The organism is Flavobacterium sp. AC105 (assembly GCF_979258495.1).
Window position 1 is genome coordinate 762,758 of the sequence record NZ_OZ409860.1, and the last position, 16,081, is coordinate 778,838.

Sequence of the window (16,081 nt, forward strand, 5' to 3'; positions counted from 1 at the left end):
TTAGTTTTTATTGTTATTAATTAGTTTTTGAATGTATTTAGTTATAATTAAAATGTTGAGGTAATGCAGAATTGAAATAAGAAAAATTATGACAGCCGTTTTTATACAGATAGTTTCAATTAATTGTGTTGATGAAATAATTTTTTGCCAGGAAATTAATGTCATCGCACAATAACCAATGTTTAAAAGATAATAGGCTAAAAGCAAAACCTGATTGATTTTCTGGCATACATCAGCGTGATTGGGGATTAGTTCTGCGACATAAATATTTCCGTTTTTATAGCAGATTTTTCCAACTTTAAGGATGATGAAAATCGTAATGCCGAGGTAAATAAAATACCCAATGATGTTGAGATTCATGGTTATTCTGTTTTATATATAATTATAGAAAGATAAACTGCTAGTATTAACGGAACTGGTAATAGGGAATATGTTATGATATTATTGTAGCCTACAAAATGGTTAAATCCCCAAAGAGCAAAGAATAAAATAACACCAATTATATAACCAAAAAGACTTTTGCTTTTTGGATTATCCACTAACATTTTTACTCCGATGCAAAATTGTATAAACCCTGTAAGCATAGTTGATAATAGACTTAACATTATTGCACTTTCTTTGAAAGAAGGATACGTTATAAGTATTACAAAAGGAAGGCCAATAGCAAATGTGTTGATATTTTTTATAGTTTTCATAGTTATGGTTTGTTTTAAACTTTCAGAAAAAAATGAAAGTTTTGATTAAATTTTTTTATGTTGATGTTTATTTCATGATTTTTAGAACCAAACGGCCTAACCAGTTTTCGTTGAATTCAGTTATTTTATCTAACATATTATCGGCTTTTAAAACAAAATCATACAATTTAGAAGTTTGATCTACAAAGTGTTTTTCTTCTGTAGAATCTTTCGCTTCAATTGTCGAAACTTCTTTTAAAATTTTAAGAGCAGGTTTAATTTCTCTTTTACTTCTTTCCCTTGCAATTTTAGAGGCAAGTTCGTCAAGATCTTTTTCGGCAGTAAAAAATTCTCTTCTTTCTCCAGCTTTGTATTCTTTATAGACAATTCCCCAATCCATCAAGGCTCTTAGGTTCATGCTGGCATTTCCGCGCGAAATTTGCAATTCATCCATAATATCTTCCATTGAAACAGCGTTGTTCGAAACCATCAATAAAGCATGAATTTGCGCCATGGTTTTATTAATTCCCCATTGAGAACCTAATGCTCCCCAGGTTTGTACGAACTTATTTTTTGCTTCCTTGAATTCCATAGATCAAATGTAGACAAAAGTTTTTAAACTTTCAAAAATAAATGAAACTTTATTTGAAATAATTTATTGACTTCCCTGAAATAGCTAAAATCAGGTATTTATACGTGTCCTATTTTTCTGTGCCATCTTTTGTCTTATTCATGGCTTATAATTTCCATTTCGTAGCATTTTATTAAAAACACCTAAATCATTGATATAATTTTGGGATAGAAAACAATTAAAAATCAAATTATTATGAAAGATTCTTCCTCTTCTTCAGCATGTTTTGACCCTATCTCAGATTCACAATATCCAACTTTGACACCTTTTGCAGGTGCTCAGCCAGCGCTCCCACAATATTGGGAATGTACTTGTTTGCTTCACCCTTTTAGCCCCCTTCAAAGTAATAGCAGTGCCGCGGATAAAGCGAGCCCGTTTTTTGAAATTTGCATTGCTACGGTTTATTATGCCGAAGGAATTGGATTAAATGCTTTACTGGTAGGAAGTTCTGGCAGAAAATGGTGGTACAATGTTACTCCAACACAAACAACAGTATCTACGGACGGAGTTAATTATACACCCGTAAATTTGGGTTGGACAGTTCCCGGTACAAACTGGTTTGGAAACGAAAGCGGGAACGCTTCCTGTGCAGGAACAAGCTACTTAAACTGGATGGAAGCACAGCAGGTAAACTGGTGGAAAATTCCGGTTGGTTCAAGCAATCCGGCACCCGCTACATGGATGTGGTTTGATAGTGTATCTAATTTACCAGTACGTCTTATGTTTGGTCAGGGCCCTACAGCTCCTACAATGGGAGATGTCAATCAACTGGCTCTTTTTCAAATGTTTTCTTTTAGTTATTTTTCTTCTTTTCAGGCATTAACAAGCAATCCTTTAAGCTCGCCTTTAATACCTCCGTTTATAAATGGTTTTTCATTTGGAAATCCTAACAATTACGGACTATTTGAATGGAATACCAATTTTGGAATGACTGTTTTTATGACGCCAGTTAACGAACAATTTAACCCGTTGCCTACAAGGGTTTTATATAACTGGGCAGCAGATAGTCAATACAAAGTTTCTTCAGATAGAAGTCAAAGTACGCTGATGGAAAACACATATAATCCCGTAGGTCCAAATGATCCGTTTACTTCGCAAGTTGCACTTCTTACCGGACCAGCTCCTGTAGGTGTAACTCCTCCGGCTAATAGCCGCGCTGGTTTCTTAATAAATTACCAGGGAGATGAAATAACGGAATGTATTGGTTTTGCAAACTTTCCTTTTCCTCAGGAAGCACCAAATTGGGTTCAAATTCCGGCAGTAGGTGGTAGTATTCAGGCAACCGTTGAAAATAATTCGGTGCTTTGCCCAGGTAATACGGTTACTATTTTAGGCGTGCTTTTTCCGCCTTCAGGAAATAATTATCCGGATTCTACTTATTTATGGACTTGGTACAGCCCTCTTAATTCAAGCGGAAGCAGCAGCAGACCAGTAACCTTTATGCAGTCACAATCTGGTGTTGGTTTAGGAACAAGCCTTGCTTTGGCCGATTATTTTTATTATGAAGAATTTACATCTCCAATTCCGCCTTGCAATTTTGCAGTTCCTCCTGCTGATTTTACAGTTGATGCCAAGCCTGCGCCAAACACACCAACAGATCCTAATCCGTCTTATCCTTGGTTAGATACTGGAATTCGAATGAATGAAACTACTGTTGCAACTATTTCTTATGTAAGCGGTTTATGGACAGCAAACCCAAATGATAACGGTGGTCAGTTATACAATGCAAATGGAAATCCAGTATATATAAATGCCAAACCTGGTTATACAATGCCTGGTCAAAATGAAGGCGCTCTTATAGGCAGAATTGGACAAACTGTTTTTCTTGTAGGAATGGGCGTTACCACTCCTGCAGGACTTAGCGGAAAACTGGAATTATGCATTAATGACGATTTAACCGGAGAATATGGTGCTGGTTTAACAGATAATATAGGTTCTATTAATGTGCAAATATCCGTTGCATAATAAAATTCTATTTTTTGGAATACATTTTCTTGAAAATTCAAAATAAAGTGGAGCAGAAACCACTAGAAAAAACGAGGCGTCACCGAAAAGCCTTACGAGTAGGAAACCAAAATCAAGAAATTATGTCAGATTTATTAGCAGGTGCTTATTTAGCAAAAGGCACAATAGGCAATGTAGGAACACCAGGTGCTCCAATCGCTTCATTTAGTTTAGTAGTTGTACCATCACAACATACAGTGTCAGGTACAGTTGTAATTACTCAGGCTATACAAGGTCCAGATAGTCATATAGTTGTTCCGGTAACTGGAAGAATATATGCAACAGGAATAGGAAAAGTTACACAAGTAGTTAGTCTTCAAGGACAATATGTTCACTCTGTTCCTCCTCCGGCAATAGGTTCTTTTTTAGCGAATTTTGATGCTCACTTAGCTATCGATAACGCATGGAACGGAACTGGAGGTTTTTCATATTATCAACATAATATCGAAAATGTACCGGTAACAGCAGCAAAAAATTTACATCAGGAATTAGTTTAGAAATAAACGTCCCCAGACAAATTCAACAGGATAAAAAACTTCCTGACTCGATTCGAGTTTTGATTTAAAAAGATCGCTTGGTTTAGGCGGTCTTTTTTGCTCAGGAAATCCTGATTTGAATAATTATCAAATCTAGAAAAATGAAAAAAAAATACATTGTTATTAGTCTGCTGCTTATCGTTGTTATAGCAGTTGTTTTGTGGATATTTCTTTTTAATAGAAATAACGGATTATACAAAGATAGATTTGCACCTTCATACGCAAGTACATCATCCGAAGCCTGTAATTGCGAAGAGAGCTGGTTTCCTCATGATCAGACTCCACCACCGGCAGAAGGAGACGGAAGCCCGTTTGATACCAAAAGCACTACAAATTGTATCTTTCATCAATGGTCATGGCAAAAGTTTTTGTGGCTGACCAAACCTTTACCAAGTGGAAATCCGCTATTTTTAGATTCCTTGACTGTAGTGAGTCCTGAAATGGAACGTGTAAATCCGCAATTGGGTTTAAAACTGGTTTTAAGTGCCTTTAATCAAGCAGGTCCGGCAGGAGTTTTGGTATCTAACCCTAAAGTAAATCCAGGCCAGAGTGTTGGGGATACCGTGTTTTATTCCATCCATATTAATAATAAATTTATGGATAAAGCCATTGCGGCGGCTTCTTTGATTAATAGCGGAAAATTGCCTTATTCTAATTTGGACACATTTCCGGTTGGTGCATTTGAATTAAAGGTTTCATGGATCAATGTAAATTCAATTGCCAAAGACAAACGTGCCGATTATTTTATGACGAAAGCCGCTGTACAGAAAAAAAATGGACAATATGAAATTAAAACAATGGCATTATTAGGTATGCACGTTGTAGGAGTTGTGAAAAATCATCCTGAATTTATCTGGGCAACTTTTGAACATAAAGATATGGCTCCTGTTTATAACTGGAAAAATAATGCGGTAACTTCTGATACCGAAATGTTGTTTTATGAAAAAGGAAAAACTTCCGGACTACAGCCAATTACATGGAACAGTGCAACCGGTCAACCGGCAGTTTCTAATAAGGCATTTGTTCTTTATGAATATGGAGTTCCAAAGGTTTTGGGTTCTAATGCATTTATGGTTACCAGCCAATCAGAGCCTGTAAATTTTAACAACATCGATAATATTAATAAGTGTGTAGCAGGAAAATTAAAAGACGTTTTTAAAAATTATTTTTATAACGGTTCTATTTGGTTGGATACAGACGGATTATCTCCAGAACAACAGGCAAAAACAATAGTAAAAAGTAAAATTTCCAGTGTTTTAAAAGATTCATTAGCAAGAGGTTCTTCTAATTTGGCCAATATTACAATGGAAACTTACACGCAGACATTTCAGGATAGTGTACATAAAATCACTGTCGGCAATCTGGTGAATTGTTTTACATGTCATCAATCCAAAAATTTTGATACGGCCCGTGGTAATGGAAAATCACCTTTGTATTTAAGCCATGTTTTCGAATCTTATTTAGTAGTTACAAAACCTAAATTACTAACTAAAACTAACGTGGAAAATTCGAAAATAAATCGTATTGAAGAAACAAAAACACTAAAACTGAAACAGTTTGAAGAATTTGTTAGGGCTAACAAATAAAAAGTGAACGATCTTATTGACGATAAGTGTTTGCTGATAATAAACGAAGTATAATTTAAATAAAATAAAATCATGCATGATATATTAATTAAAAATGAAGCAGGAACTATACCTGTAGCAACAGGTAGAACCACAGATCCTATGAACAGTGTAAACTTAAGGGTAACAAACCTTAATCCGGCAGTCCTGATTGTATTAGGATATGATTATGTGGTAGGATTAGATGACAATACAGGAATGACAGGACGTACTTGTACTGCAGTAGCAGGAGCTACTGCAACATTTTCATTATAAGCAGACTAAGTTTTGCAGTATAATTGATTTAAAATTATTTGAATTGCTCTTTATTAAAGCTAATAAAGAGCAATTCTTTTTGTTTTACAGATAAAAAATAAGATTTAAAATTTTTTATCGTTTGTCATCTTTAGAATAATTGCAAGGTCCATTGATATCAATTGGATTTCCTAAAAAATGAGGTTCGCGATTTCTAAAAACATCAAAAAAGGATTTGAAAACAGAACCATATTCTCTAAAAGTGACATATTTATAACCTCGATATTCGCCTGAATTTGCAGAATACCCAACTGATTTTATCCCTAGTTTTTGTCCAATATAAATCGCCCGGTTTAAATGATATTCCTGAGATATTAAAGTCGCCCTTTTGATTTTAAAAATATGCTTGGCGCGGTACATAGTAGAATACGTATCGAATCCGGCATAATCAATAAATATTTTGGTAGTGTCAACTCCGTGACTGAAACAGTACTTTTTCATTACCGTTAATTCATCATATTCCTGACTGCCATTATCTCCCGAAAGTAAAATTTTATTAATTCGTTTTGACTTGTACAATAAAATTCCGGCATCAAGTCTGTCTTTTAAATATTTACTGGGTTTATCTCCATTAATTCCTGCGCCAAAAATAATTCCAACATCATTTTTTGGAAATTTCTTAAGTGAATTATAAATATGTGTTTTCGTCATAGATTTTACATATAAATTCACAGAAATAACAGCAATCAATCCAATAATAAAAAGATAAAAAGCGATTTTAAAATATTTTTTCATTTGTAAAATTTGGATTTAAAGTGGTGAAGATAAGTAAATTTGTCTTTAGTGATTAAATCAAAAAACCGAAGTAAGAATACTTCGGTTTAATCTAAATCTGATATCTAAAATCTAAAATTTTTACAAAAGCCCTGCTCTCTTCAACAAAGCTTCAGGTTTTGGTTCCTGGCCTCTAAAACGTTTGTACAAAATCATAGGATGTTCTGTTCCCCCTTTAGAAAGTACATTATCTTTGAATTTTGTAGCAATTTCGTGATTGAAAATGCCGTTTTCCTGAAAATATTCAAAAGCATCAGCATCCAGAACTTCTGCCCATTTATAACTATAATATCCAGACGAATATCCGCCGTGAAAAATATGCGAAAAAGCCGTACTCATCGCATTTTCTTTTACATCAGGATACAATTGCGTGTTGGCAAATTGTTCGGTTTCAAAAGCTTTTAAATCCGTAATATGCGTTGGATCTTGTCCGTGCCAGGCCATATCTAAAAGCCCAAAACTCAACTGACGCAAAGTGGCCAAACCTTCCTGAAAACTGGCACTTTCCTTAATTTTCTGCACATATTCAATCGGAATAATTTCTCCCGTTTCGTAATGATTCGCAAACAAAGCCAACGCTTCCGGTTCGTAACACCAGTTTTCCATAATCTGACTTGGTAATTCTACAAAATCCCAAAAAACAGAAGTTCCGGATAAACTCGGGTAAACCGTATTGGCCAACATTCCGTGTAATCCGTGACCAAATTCATGGAATAAAGTCGTTACTTCATTAAAAGTCAATAATGAAGGTTTTGTTTCCGTTGGTTTTGTAAAATTACAAACGTTCGAAATATGCGGTCTTTCGTTTACGCCGTCTTTTATAGATTGATGTTTAAATGAAGTCATCCATGCACCGTTTCTTTTTCCTTTTCTTGGGAAGAAATCAGCATAGAAAACCGAAACTAAATTCCCATCAGCATCCGTTACTTCATAAGTGGTAACTTCTTCATGGTATTTATCAATATCAAAAACTTCGGTAAACGTTAATCCGTATAGTTTTTTGGCAACCGTAAAAGCGCCGTTTAATACTTTTTCTAATTGAAAATAAGGTTTCAGTTTTTCATCATCTAAATTAAAAAGCTGTTGTTTTAATTTTTCAGAATAATAAGCACCGTCCCATTTTTCGAGTTGGTCAATTCCGTCAAGTTCTTTGGCGAAAGCCGTTAATTCTGCAAATTCTTTTTGGGCTGCAGGTTTTGCTTTAGCCAATAAATCATTCAGGAAAGAGAAAACTTTCTCCGGACTTTCTGCCATTCTTTCTTCCAGAACAAAATGTGCATGTGTTTTATAACCTAATAAATTCGCTCTTTCAAAACGTAATTTGGCAATTTTCAACACATTTTGCTGATTGTCAAATTCGTTATTCTGAAATGCTTTTGCTCCAAAAGCAATTGCCATTTTTTTACGCAATTCGCGATTATCCGCATAAGTCAAAAACGGAATATAACTTGGATGATCTAATGTGAAAATCCAGCCTTCTTTTTCCTGGCTTTTTGCCAAAAGTCTCGCTGCTTCAATTGTTCCTTCCGGTAAACCAGCCAAATCTTTTTCGTCAGTCAAATGCAATTCGAAAGCATTGGTTTCAGCCAAAACATTTTCGCCAAATTGCAAACCTAATTTCGATAATTCTTTATCGATTTCTCTAAGTTTATCTTTTTTGTCTTCCGGAAGATTTGCTCCGTTTCTGGAGAAACTTTTGTATTTTTTATCTAAAAGCGTAGTTTGCTCCGGATTTAAATTAAGGCTTTCTTTTTGATCGTAAACGGCTTTGATTCTAGCAAATAAAGCGGCGTTTAAAGTGATGTCATTTCCAAATTCAGACAATAAAGGCGAAACTTCCTGAGCGATTTTCTGCATTTCGTCATTGGTTTCAGCCGAATTCAAATTGAAGAAAACACTCGAAAGACGATCCAGAATATCACCTGAAAAATCCATAGCAACAACCGTATTTTCAAAAGTTGGAGCTTCGGGATTGTTTACGATTGCATCGATTTCGGCTTTAGCCAAAATAATTCCCTCTTGAAAAGCCGGAATATAATCTTCGATTTTAATTTGCGAAAAAGGAGCAGTATTATGTTTGGTAGTAAATTTTGAAAGTAAAACGTTCATTATGATGTAATTATTTTATTAATTGAAATCAGGATTTTTGAATTCCAAAGATAACAATTTATAAAATCTAACCATTTAAATAAGATTTATTATGGGAATAAAAACCTTACTAAATTGTGTTATAGATATGTTATTTATTCTTGTAGGCGGTTTAAAAATCTTAAATTGTAAAAAAAGTATTAGAATTATAAATGCTATCATAAATAATTATAAAATAAAAAATATAATGAACTACCAAATTGTAATAAAAAGAATTGATACTGTTAACGAAGTAGAAGGATATTGGTCAGATGAAGATTTTATTGAATTATTGCAAAAATTCAATTATCCGGACGGTGCAACTGCAGATAAAGCCAGTTTGCCTGAATTATTAGAGATGGCGATCTCTGATTATGAGCCAAATGAAGCCGCCGAAATAGTATTGACATATAAATTTCCTGACCGATTAACCGATGGACAAATCGAGCAAATAGCACACAATATGTTAATTGACAAGGTGTGTGAGGAATATCCTGAAATAGATATGCAAGGCACTTTGTTTCACATCAATCAATTACTTTTTAAAGCATACAACGGAAAATTTCCAAATGCAAAAGCTTCTGTTGTGCATTTTTCAATGTCACCAACGGACGGCGAAGCACAAAAATTGACACCCGAAAATGTGTTGAAATTATTGAATAACGGTTTATCTGATAGAAATCTTATTAAAAGATTATTTGAAAATCAAATATCTCAAAATATTCCGTTTCCTGAAGCCGAAAATATTGTTTGGGAATTGACGACACAAGATAATATCAATTATAATCTGGTTACGTCAGAAAACTGGATAAATAAAGAGGATATAAATGAATATGAATTTGAGTCTGTTCTGGAGGAAATTGAAGACGAAGCATAATTGAAAAGGCTCTAAAAAACAGAAAGGCTTCACGTAATGTGAAGCCTTTGGGTTAAAATGCTCATTTTGTACTTTTTTATCCTGCAAGGTTTTCAAAACCTTGTAGGTATTTTGAGGTATTAATTTAGCTTTATAATCTATACCTACAAGGTTTTGAAAACCTTGCAGGAATTGAGAAGTGCCTTATTTCTTTAATCCTTCAGCCGCTTTATTAACTGCAGCTTTCAATTCTTCTTTATAAGCAATAATTGTATCAAGTACTTTTTTATCGTGACTACCAATGATTTGTGCGGCTAAAATCCCAGCGTTTTTTGCTCCGTTCAAAGCTACAGTTGCCACAGGAACTCCGCCCGGCATTTGAAGAATCGATAAAACCGAATCCCAGCCATCAATAGAATTACTTGATTTTACAGGAACTCCAATCACAGGAAGCGGCGACATTGAAGCAACCATTCCAGGTAAATGCGCAGCGCCACCAGCTCCGGCAATAATTACCGAAATGCCGCGAGTGTGTGCGTTTTTACTGAAATCGAATAATTTTTCCGGCGTTCTGTGTGCCGAAACGATATCTACTTCGGTTTCAATATTAAATTGTTTTAGTATGTCGATGGCATCCTGCATGACTGGCATGTCTGAGATACTTCCCATTATTATGGCTACTTTGCTCATAGATTTTTTTTTTTGTTTTAGGTTTCAGGTTTTTGTTGAAATTGAAAACAGTTATTTATTTAGTTCTAATAACTAAGCACTAATTACCTTAATAGTATTCTTAACTTCCTCGGCAATTCGTCTTGCTTCCTGCATGTTTTCATTTACAATCGTAACGTGCCCCATTTTTCTAAAAGGTCTTGTTTCTTTTTTACCGTAAATATGTGGCGTAACACCGTCCCATCCTAAAATGGTTTCGATGTTTTCATAAACTACATCTCCGGAGAAACCTTCTGCACCGACTAAATTTACCATAACTCCGGCAACTTTACTATCTGTGTTTCCTAACGGAAGATCAAGAATAGCGCGTAAATGATTTTCGAATTGTGAGGTGTAACTTGCTTCAATAGAATAATGACCTGAATTGTGTGGGCGAGGAGCAACTTCGTTTACCAAGATTTCATCTTCGTTGGTTTGAAACATTTCAACTGCAAGAAGTCCAACGTGATTGAATTTTTCCGAAACATTCAAAGCAATGGCTCTCGCTTTTTCGGCTACTTTTTCGTCGATTCTGGCAGGACAAATTACATATTCTACCTGATTGGCTTCCGGATGAAATTCCATTTCGACAACTGGGTAGGTTTTTATTTCTCCAGATGGATTTCTTACTACAATAACGGCCAATTCATTTTTGAACGGAACCATAGTTTCTGCAATGCATTCTACGTTTGGCAAATCATCCATGTCTGAAATCTGGCGAATGACTTTTACGCCATTTCCGTCATAACCAAACTCGGTACATTTCCATACAAATGGAATTGTGATTTCGTTATTTCCAACTGATTTTTGCAAATGTTCCGGAGAATCAAATCGCAAATAAGCTGCAGTTGGAATATTACTTTCGGTATAAAAAGCTTTTTGAATGCCTTTATTCTGAATTCCTTTTAAGGTTTTTGGAGACGGATATACTTTGAGGCCTTCGTTTTCTAATTGCGTTAAAGCTTCAAGATTTACAAGTTCAATTTCGAAAGTCAAAACATCGACTTGTTTTCCAAAATTATAAACGGTTTCATAATCCATCAAATCGCCCTGAAAGAATTTATTGCAGGCAATTTTACTCGGAGCTTCGTCACTCGGATCTAAAACATAAGTTTGGATGTCAAATTTTCGAGTGTCAAACAATAGCATTTTGCCCAATTGTCCGCCACCTAATATTCCTAATTTAAAATCAGAAGAAAAATAATTCATTGTAGTTGTGTTTTTGCAAAGATACTTTTTAATCTTTTTTTTGACACGATTTTCATGATTTTCATGATTTTTTTCCAATTCTAATTTTAACCACGATAAGATTAGTGAAAATTTGTAGAATTCGTGGCTAATTTTTTTAATATAATAGCTAGAAATTTAACCGCAAAGTCCACAAAGATTTACGCAAAGTTCGCAAAGTTTTAATTATTAAAAGGATGCAAAGATCACAAAGCTATATGTTAAGGTTTTGCAGATAAAAATTCGTTCTAATTTGTGAAATTTGTGGTGACTAAAAAAAATTACTTCTCTATTTTCTTCAAAACTTCACGTGCAACGGCTTTATAAGCAGCAGAATGATCGCCATAATCTTTGTCCAGAATAATTTTCAGTTCAGGATGAATCCAATCGTAATGATTTCCTAAAAGATATAAAGTTCGTATCGAATAGGCTTTTGTGGCAACTTTTACATCATTAATTAACCAGTCAAACGAAATTTCGATGCAATCCTGAAGATTTTTTTCAGAAAGTAAAATGCTGTTTTCGTCTTTGCTATAGTGTGATTTTACTAAAAGCTGAATCACTTTTGCAATTGGCCGAATGGAACTTTCATCTTTTAAAACTTTCAAATTCGAACAAAAAAAGTCAAGATGAGGTTGCAGCCAAATCAATTCTTCATAAGATACAAATTCTAAAATCCAGCAAGCCCTGTGATTATTTTTGTCAGATGGAGAAAAGCAAATCTGTATTAAGTCATCAAACAAAGAAGGATTTTCTAGAATTTCCTGTGCAGTTTTCAACCTGCTTTCTCTGCAAGCGCTGACATAATCAAGTTTTATTTGAAGTTCAGAAAGCATTGTTTTTTGATTTACAATTCAACATCTAAAATAAATAATTTAACGATATAGTTCCGTAATAATTTACCGGAAGTCCCGGATAATAATATCTGGGAGACGAAGTTCCAACCGGCAGCGCGTTTGGTAAAATCAGGGAAGCATATTTTTCATTGGTTACATTATTTACTCCGGCAGCAATTTGAGAAGTTAAATTAGGAATTATTTCAAATCGATAACCTGTTTTAAAATTGATAATATTGTAAGCATCTGAGTATTCAGAATTAGCATCATTTAAAGGAATTTTGTCTACAAATTGAAAATCGGCAGAAAAATAAATTCCCAAAGCAGTGTTTAGGATCAATCCCGCATTTGCTTTATTGGCAGGAACTCCGGTTAATTTGTTTCCCGAAAAATCATTACCACTATCAACAAAATCTTTAAATTCATATTTCCCTAAAGAAGCGGCGATATAAGAGTTTAATAAAAAGAATCCATTGATTTGCCAATTGTGTTTCAAGGTAATTTCGATTCCTTCGTGGGAAGTTTTTCCAGCATTTACACCTTCATATTGATCGTCGCCAATTCTTTTTGCGACTAATAAATCTTTTATTTCCATTCGATATAAAGCGATTTCAGTATAAAGGTTTTTATTGAAGAAATAGAATTTTCCGCCAAGTTCAAAATTATAACCATTTTCGGGTTTTATATCCGTATTGATATTGCCCGTACTTGTAAGTGTTTCTTCTGTTGCTGGTAATGAAAATCCCCGACTTGCCGAAAAATATAGAGTTTGTTCCGTATTTGGTTTAAATAATAAAGAAAGCTGTGGAGAGAAAATGCCATCATAACTGTATTTTTCTGTAGCAGTTTTTGTTGGAAGAAAATTTGTCAGTTCAAAATGAGTTTCATTATAATTAAGTCCGGCCTGAATTTCAAATTGTTTAGAAATTGAAGTTCTCAATTGAGAAAATATATTGTAAAAATGTCTTTTCTGATCCGTTTCCGTAAGTTGATTTCCTTGTAAACTGCCTTGGCCGTTATTGTTTTTGTATAGGTTTTCAAACGTATTTCCGTTATAATTATCGGTAAAATATTCAATTCCGGCAATAAATTGATTTTCTATTTTTCCAGTTTTAAAGTTCCCTGAAAATTGCGTTCTGGCTCCGGTTGCAAAAGTATATTGGCGTAAAATATCAAAAGGCCTCGGTTCGTTGCTGTCTTTATAATTGATAAAAACCGAAGTTGAATTGCTCAGATTATCATTAATTTTAAAATCATAAGCTAATCCGGCCAAAGTCGATTTATATTCCTTATATCCTTTTGAAGCCACCCAGGTTGGAGCGCCCAATTCCGGATTTGAATCAAATACTTCTTTACTGATCGAACTCGGAATGTAAGCTTTCAAATAAGTATAATTCGAAAAATAAGTAAGTTTGCTGTTTTTCTTTTTAAATAATTCTCCGGCAAGCGTAACTCCTTCGCGATTGTAAGCACTGTTTTCTCTCCAGCCATCATTTTTTAGGTTGTGATAACTAATATTTAAGCTTGAGGTTTTTTCATTTAAGCTATAATTCAAACTGTTTTTCAGTAATCCAAACGAGCCAAAAACACTGCTAATGCTGGCGGTTTCTCCGTTTGTTTTTGAAAGTTGAGGTGTAACTAAAATAGCGCCGCCCAAACCCGCGCCATAAATACTAGAAAGCGGACCTTTTATGACTTCGAGCTGACCAATGTTTTCCAGATCGATATCATCGATTACCGTTTCGCTGTTTCCGGAAGTCAGCGGAATACTTCCGTAAAAAGCCCTGATTTTATTAGTTCCATAAGGCGTTCTTGCACCAATACCACGAATCGAAATTCGGGTTGTAGTAAAATTCGAAGACTGCATAAAAACACCAGAAAGCGTATTAATCACTGTACTAATATCTGTCGCATTATTTTGCGTAAGATCTTTTTTTGATAAAATACCAATCGAAGCCGGAGCATTTTGCAAACTGTCGTTAATGTGTAAGGAACTAATAACAACTTCCTCTAGTTTTTCTGTCTGGACAGAATCAATAGATTTGGTTTCTCTATTTTGTGCCTGTATGTTTTGGAAACAAAATAGTACAAGAAAAAGAAAACAATATTTTTTTAAAATCATAAAAGAATTTGTTGAAAACATGAAAAAATTAACTGCAGAGAATGCAAAGTTTTTTAGCTGCTATGTAGTTTGCTCGCAAAGTCGCGAAGCCGCAAAGTTTTATTTTCTTTGCGACTCTGCGACTTTGCGAGTTAAAAAATAAAGCTTTGCGAACTTTGTATTTTATAAAAAACTATAGAAGAAACTTAGTGTTTTCTGTGATAAAATTATTCTCGCAAGGTTTGAATTTGGAATTTAAAAAAAATTGGAGTTTACTTATTTGCAGTAACTTTCCAAATCGTATTTCCGCTATCGTCATTTACAAGAAGCGATCCGTCTTTCATAACAGTTACGGCAACTGGGCGTCCGTATACTTCAGCCGTATCTGGATTTGCAACAAAACCGGTTAAAAAATCTTCAGGTTTTCCAGAAGGTTTTCCGTTAGCAAACGAAACGAACAGCACTTTATAACCTGATATTATTGAACGATTCCACGAACCGTGTTGTCCTACGAAAGCACCGTTTTTATATTTTGCCGGAAAAGCATCTTTATCATAAAAAGCCAATCCTAAAGAGGCAGTATGCGAACCAACCGGAACATCAGGAACAATTGCTTTTGCGGCTAAATCTTTGCGTTCACCTTTCATTCTCGGGTCAAGATTATTCCCGAAATAAGAATATGGCCATCCGTAAAAACCATCTCTTTTTACGCTGGTAATATAATCAGGAACCAAATCGTCGCCGAGCTCATCACGCTCGTTAACCGCCGTCCATAATTCTTTATTTGCAGGATTCCAGTCCATTCCCATCGGATTTCTAAGTCCTGATGCATAGATTTTTTCGCCCGTTCCGTCAGGATTAATTTCTAATATATCAGCACGGCGGACTTCTTTATCCATTCCGTTTTCTCCAACATTACTTCCAGAACCAACAGCGATATAGATTTTTGTTTCTTCAGGATTCGAAATAATATTTCTCGTCCAGTGATTGTTGTAACCTCCGGCAGGAAGTTCAACAATTTTGACACCTTTTGTTTCTAATTTCAACGGTGCATTTTTATACGGGTATCGGTATAAACCATCTGTATTTGCAACATAAAAAAAGTCTTTTAGAATTAGCATTCCAAAAGGTTTGTTAAGGTCTTTCAGGAAAACTTCACGAGTTTCAAATTTCCCGTCTTTATCTTTGTCACGAAGAATTATAATTTGATTTTTACTGGTTCTTGTTCCGCTTTCTACAACAAAAACATCATTGTTTGGGCCAATATAAGTCGAACGCGGATTTTCGAAACCATCAGCAAATTTGGTCACCGTAAAACCTTCAGGTGCTTTTGGAGTTTTGCCTTCCGGCCAGCCCAGAACTTTGCTGTTTTTAGTTTTAGATTCTGTAGCATATGGAGGCGGCAAAGTCAGATCGCCAATAGCTGTTTTTACAACAACTGACGGTTTTTTGGATAAAGCTTCTTTTTCTTCTTTTTTCACCTGTCCGTTGCAGGCTGTCATTGTGACTAAAAATGATATATATAATATTTGTGAAACATTTTTCATAGCGGTTTGGGTTAAAAGTTTAAAAGACAACAATTTAATAAAATATGGACTATTTCAAAGAAAAAAAATGTAAATATTAAGTGATATTTAACATTCTTAAAAAAATATGTTCACACTATATTTTGATACTTACAGTTTGGT

The 16,081-nt window shown here is 34.5% G+C and carries 15 protein-coding genes; 5 read left to right on the plus strand and 10 right to left on the minus strand.

What is annotated here, in order from left to right; all coding sequences use genetic code 11:
- The 3 genes from ACZ0AH_RS03260 to ACZ0AH_RS03270 form a co-directional block, all read right to left on the minus strand.
- Positions 1–360, minus strand: coding sequence for a hypothetical protein (locus ACZ0AH_RS03260; RefSeq protein WP_463474450.1), 360 nt, complete (start codon positions 358–360; stop codon positions 1–3).
- A 2-nt stretch (positions 361–362) separates the two neighbouring features.
- Positions 363–695: a hypothetical protein gene (locus ACZ0AH_RS03265; RefSeq protein ID WP_463474451.1), complete on the minus strand. Its 333-nt coding sequence runs from the start codon at positions 693–695 to the stop codon at positions 363–365.
- Between the two features lie 67 nt (positions 696–762).
- Positions 763–1,266, minus strand: a complete 504-nt coding sequence (locus tag ACZ0AH_RS03270; protein WP_463474452.1) for a GbsR/MarR family transcriptional regulator — start codon at positions 1,264–1,266, stop codon at positions 763–765.
- 234 nt (positions 1,267–1,500) lie between these two features.
- On the opposite strand from ACZ0AH_RS03270, the gene ACZ0AH_RS03275 reads away from it, so the two are divergent.
- The 4 genes from ACZ0AH_RS03275 to ACZ0AH_RS03290 all read left to right on the plus strand — a co-directional run bounded on the left by ACZ0AH_RS03275 (position 1,501) and on the right by ACZ0AH_RS03290 (position 5,725).
- The gene (locus tag ACZ0AH_RS03275) at positions 1,501–3,270 is read left to right on the plus strand and encodes a hypothetical protein (protein ID WP_463474453.1); all 1,770 of its coding nucleotides are present in this window, start codon (positions 1,501–1,503) and stop codon (positions 3,268–3,270) included.
- 122 nt (positions 3,271–3,392) lie between these two features.
- Positions 3,393–3,806, plus strand: a complete 414-nt coding sequence (locus tag ACZ0AH_RS03280) for a DUF1842 domain-containing protein (RefSeq protein WP_463474454.1) — start codon at positions 3,393–3,395, stop codon at positions 3,804–3,806.
- A 140-nt stretch (positions 3,807–3,946) separates the two neighbouring features.
- A complete protein-coding gene (locus ACZ0AH_RS03285; RefSeq protein ID WP_463474455.1) occupies positions 3,947–5,431 on the plus strand; it encodes a hypothetical protein in 1,485 nt (494 codons plus the stop codon).
- Positions 5,432–5,503: 72 nt separating this feature from the next.
- On the plus strand, positions 5,504–5,725 hold the full coding sequence (locus ACZ0AH_RS03290) for a hypothetical protein (RefSeq protein WP_463474456.1): 222 nt from the start codon (positions 5,504–5,506) through the stop codon (positions 5,723–5,725).
- A gap of 114 nt (positions 5,726–5,839) precedes the next feature.
- Here the strand turns inward: ACZ0AH_RS03290 and ACZ0AH_RS03295 are convergent, their stop codons facing one another.
- Together ACZ0AH_RS03295 and ACZ0AH_RS03300 are read right to left on the minus strand one after the other, a co-directional pair.
- Positions 5,840–6,499, minus strand: coding sequence for a SanA/YdcF family protein (locus ACZ0AH_RS03295; RefSeq protein WP_463474457.1), 660 nt, complete (start codon positions 6,497–6,499; stop codon positions 5,840–5,842).
- 120 nt (positions 6,500–6,619) lie between these two features.
- Positions 6,620–8,647, minus strand: coding sequence for a M3 family metallopeptidase (locus ACZ0AH_RS03300; RefSeq protein ID WP_463474458.1), 2,028 nt, complete (start codon positions 8,645–8,647; stop codon positions 6,620–6,622).
- A gap of 226 nt (positions 8,648–8,873) precedes the next feature.
- Between ACZ0AH_RS03300 and ACZ0AH_RS03305 the strand changes: the two genes are divergently transcribed.
- Complete coding sequence (locus ACZ0AH_RS03305) at positions 8,874–9,542, plus strand: hypothetical protein (RefSeq protein WP_463474459.1); 669 nt, start codon at positions 8,874–8,876, stop codon at positions 9,540–9,542.
- A 183-nt stretch (positions 9,543–9,725) separates the two neighbouring features.
- Here the strand turns inward: ACZ0AH_RS03305 and purE are convergent, their stop codons facing one another.
- The 5 genes from purE to ACZ0AH_RS03330 form a co-directional block, all read right to left on the minus strand.
- Positions 9,726–10,211, minus strand: a complete 486-nt coding sequence (gene purE, locus ACZ0AH_RS03310; RefSeq protein ID WP_039111763.1) for a 5-(carboxyamino)imidazole ribonucleotide mutase — start codon at positions 10,209–10,211, stop codon at positions 9,726–9,728.
- 72 nt (positions 10,212–10,283) lie between these two features.
- Positions 10,284–11,438: a 5-(carboxyamino)imidazole ribonucleotide synthase gene (locus tag ACZ0AH_RS03315; RefSeq protein WP_463474460.1), complete on the minus strand. Its 1,155-nt coding sequence runs from the start codon at positions 11,436–11,438 to the stop codon at positions 10,284–10,286.
- Positions 11,439–11,737: 299 nt separating this feature from the next.
- Entirely contained in the window at positions 11,738–12,292 is a 555-nt protein-coding gene (locus ACZ0AH_RS03320; RefSeq protein WP_463474461.1) for a hypothetical protein, read from the minus strand.
- 25 nt (positions 12,293–12,317) lie between these two features.
- Positions 12,318–14,414: a TonB-dependent receptor gene (locus ACZ0AH_RS03325; RefSeq protein WP_463474462.1), complete on the minus strand. Its 2,097-nt coding sequence runs from the start codon at positions 14,412–14,414 to the stop codon at positions 12,318–12,320.
- Between the two features lie 251 nt (positions 14,415–14,665).
- Entirely contained in the window at positions 14,666–15,940 is a 1,275-nt protein-coding gene (locus tag ACZ0AH_RS03330) for a PQQ-dependent sugar dehydrogenase (protein ID WP_463474463.1), read from the minus strand.
- Positions 15,941–16,081: the final 141 nt, after the last annotated feature.

What these genes read in the sequence shown, in the direction of transcription:
- ACZ0AH_RS03295 (WP_463474457.1), bottom strand. Translation starts at nt 6,499, where the DNA reads ATGAAAAAATATTTTAAAATCGCTTTTTATCTTTTTATTATTGGATTG.
- ACZ0AH_RS03330 (WP_463474463.1), bottom strand. Translation starts at nt 15,940, where the DNA reads ATGAAAAATGTTTCACAAATATTATATATATCATTTTTAGTCACAATG.
- ACZ0AH_RS03270 (WP_463474452.1), bottom strand. Translation starts at nt 1,266, where the DNA reads ATGGAATTCAAGGAAGCAAAAAATAAGTTCGTACAAACCTGGGGAGCA.
- ACZ0AH_RS03265 (WP_463474451.1), bottom strand. Translation starts at nt 695, where the DNA reads ATGAAAACTATAAAAAATATCAACACATTTGCTATTGGCCTTCCTTTT.
- ACZ0AH_RS03280 (WP_463474454.1), top strand. Translation starts at nt 3,393, where the DNA reads ATGTCAGATTTATTAGCAGGTGCTTATTTAGCAAAAGGCACAATAGGC.
- ACZ0AH_RS03315 (WP_463474460.1), bottom strand. Translation starts at nt 11,438, where the DNA reads ATGAATTATTTTTCTTCTGATTTTAAATTAGGAATATTAGGTGGCGGA.
- ACZ0AH_RS03325 (WP_463474462.1), bottom strand. Translation starts at nt 14,414, where the DNA reads ATGATTTTAAAAAAATATTGTTTTCTTTTTCTTGTACTATTTTGTTTC.
- ACZ0AH_RS03285 (WP_463474455.1), top strand. Translation starts at nt 3,947, where the DNA reads ATGAAAAAAAAATACATTGTTATTAGTCTGCTGCTTATCGTTGTTATA.
- ACZ0AH_RS03275 (WP_463474453.1), top strand. Translation starts at nt 1,501, where the DNA reads ATGAAAGATTCTTCCTCTTCTTCAGCATGTTTTGACCCTATCTCAGAT.
- ACZ0AH_RS03290 (WP_463474456.1), top strand. Translation starts at nt 5,504, where the DNA reads ATGCATGATATATTAATTAAAAATGAAGCAGGAACTATACCTGTAGCA.
- ACZ0AH_RS03305 (WP_463474459.1), top strand. Translation starts at nt 8,874, where the DNA reads ATGAACTACCAAATTGTAATAAAAAGAATTGATACTGTTAACGAAGTA.
- ACZ0AH_RS03300 (WP_463474458.1), bottom strand. Translation starts at nt 8,647, where the DNA reads ATGAACGTTTTACTTTCAAAATTTACTACCAAACATAATACTGCTCCT.
- ACZ0AH_RS03260 (WP_463474450.1), bottom strand. Translation starts at nt 360, where the DNA reads ATGAATCTCAACATCATTGGGTATTTTATTTACCTCGGCATTACGATT.
- purE (WP_039111763.1), bottom strand. Translation starts at nt 10,211, where the DNA reads ATGAGCAAAGTAGCCATAATAATGGGAAGTATCTCAGACATGCCAGTC.
- ACZ0AH_RS03320 (WP_463474461.1), bottom strand. Translation starts at nt 12,292, where the DNA reads ATGCTTTCTGAACTTCAAATAAAACTTGATTATGTCAGCGCTTGCAGA.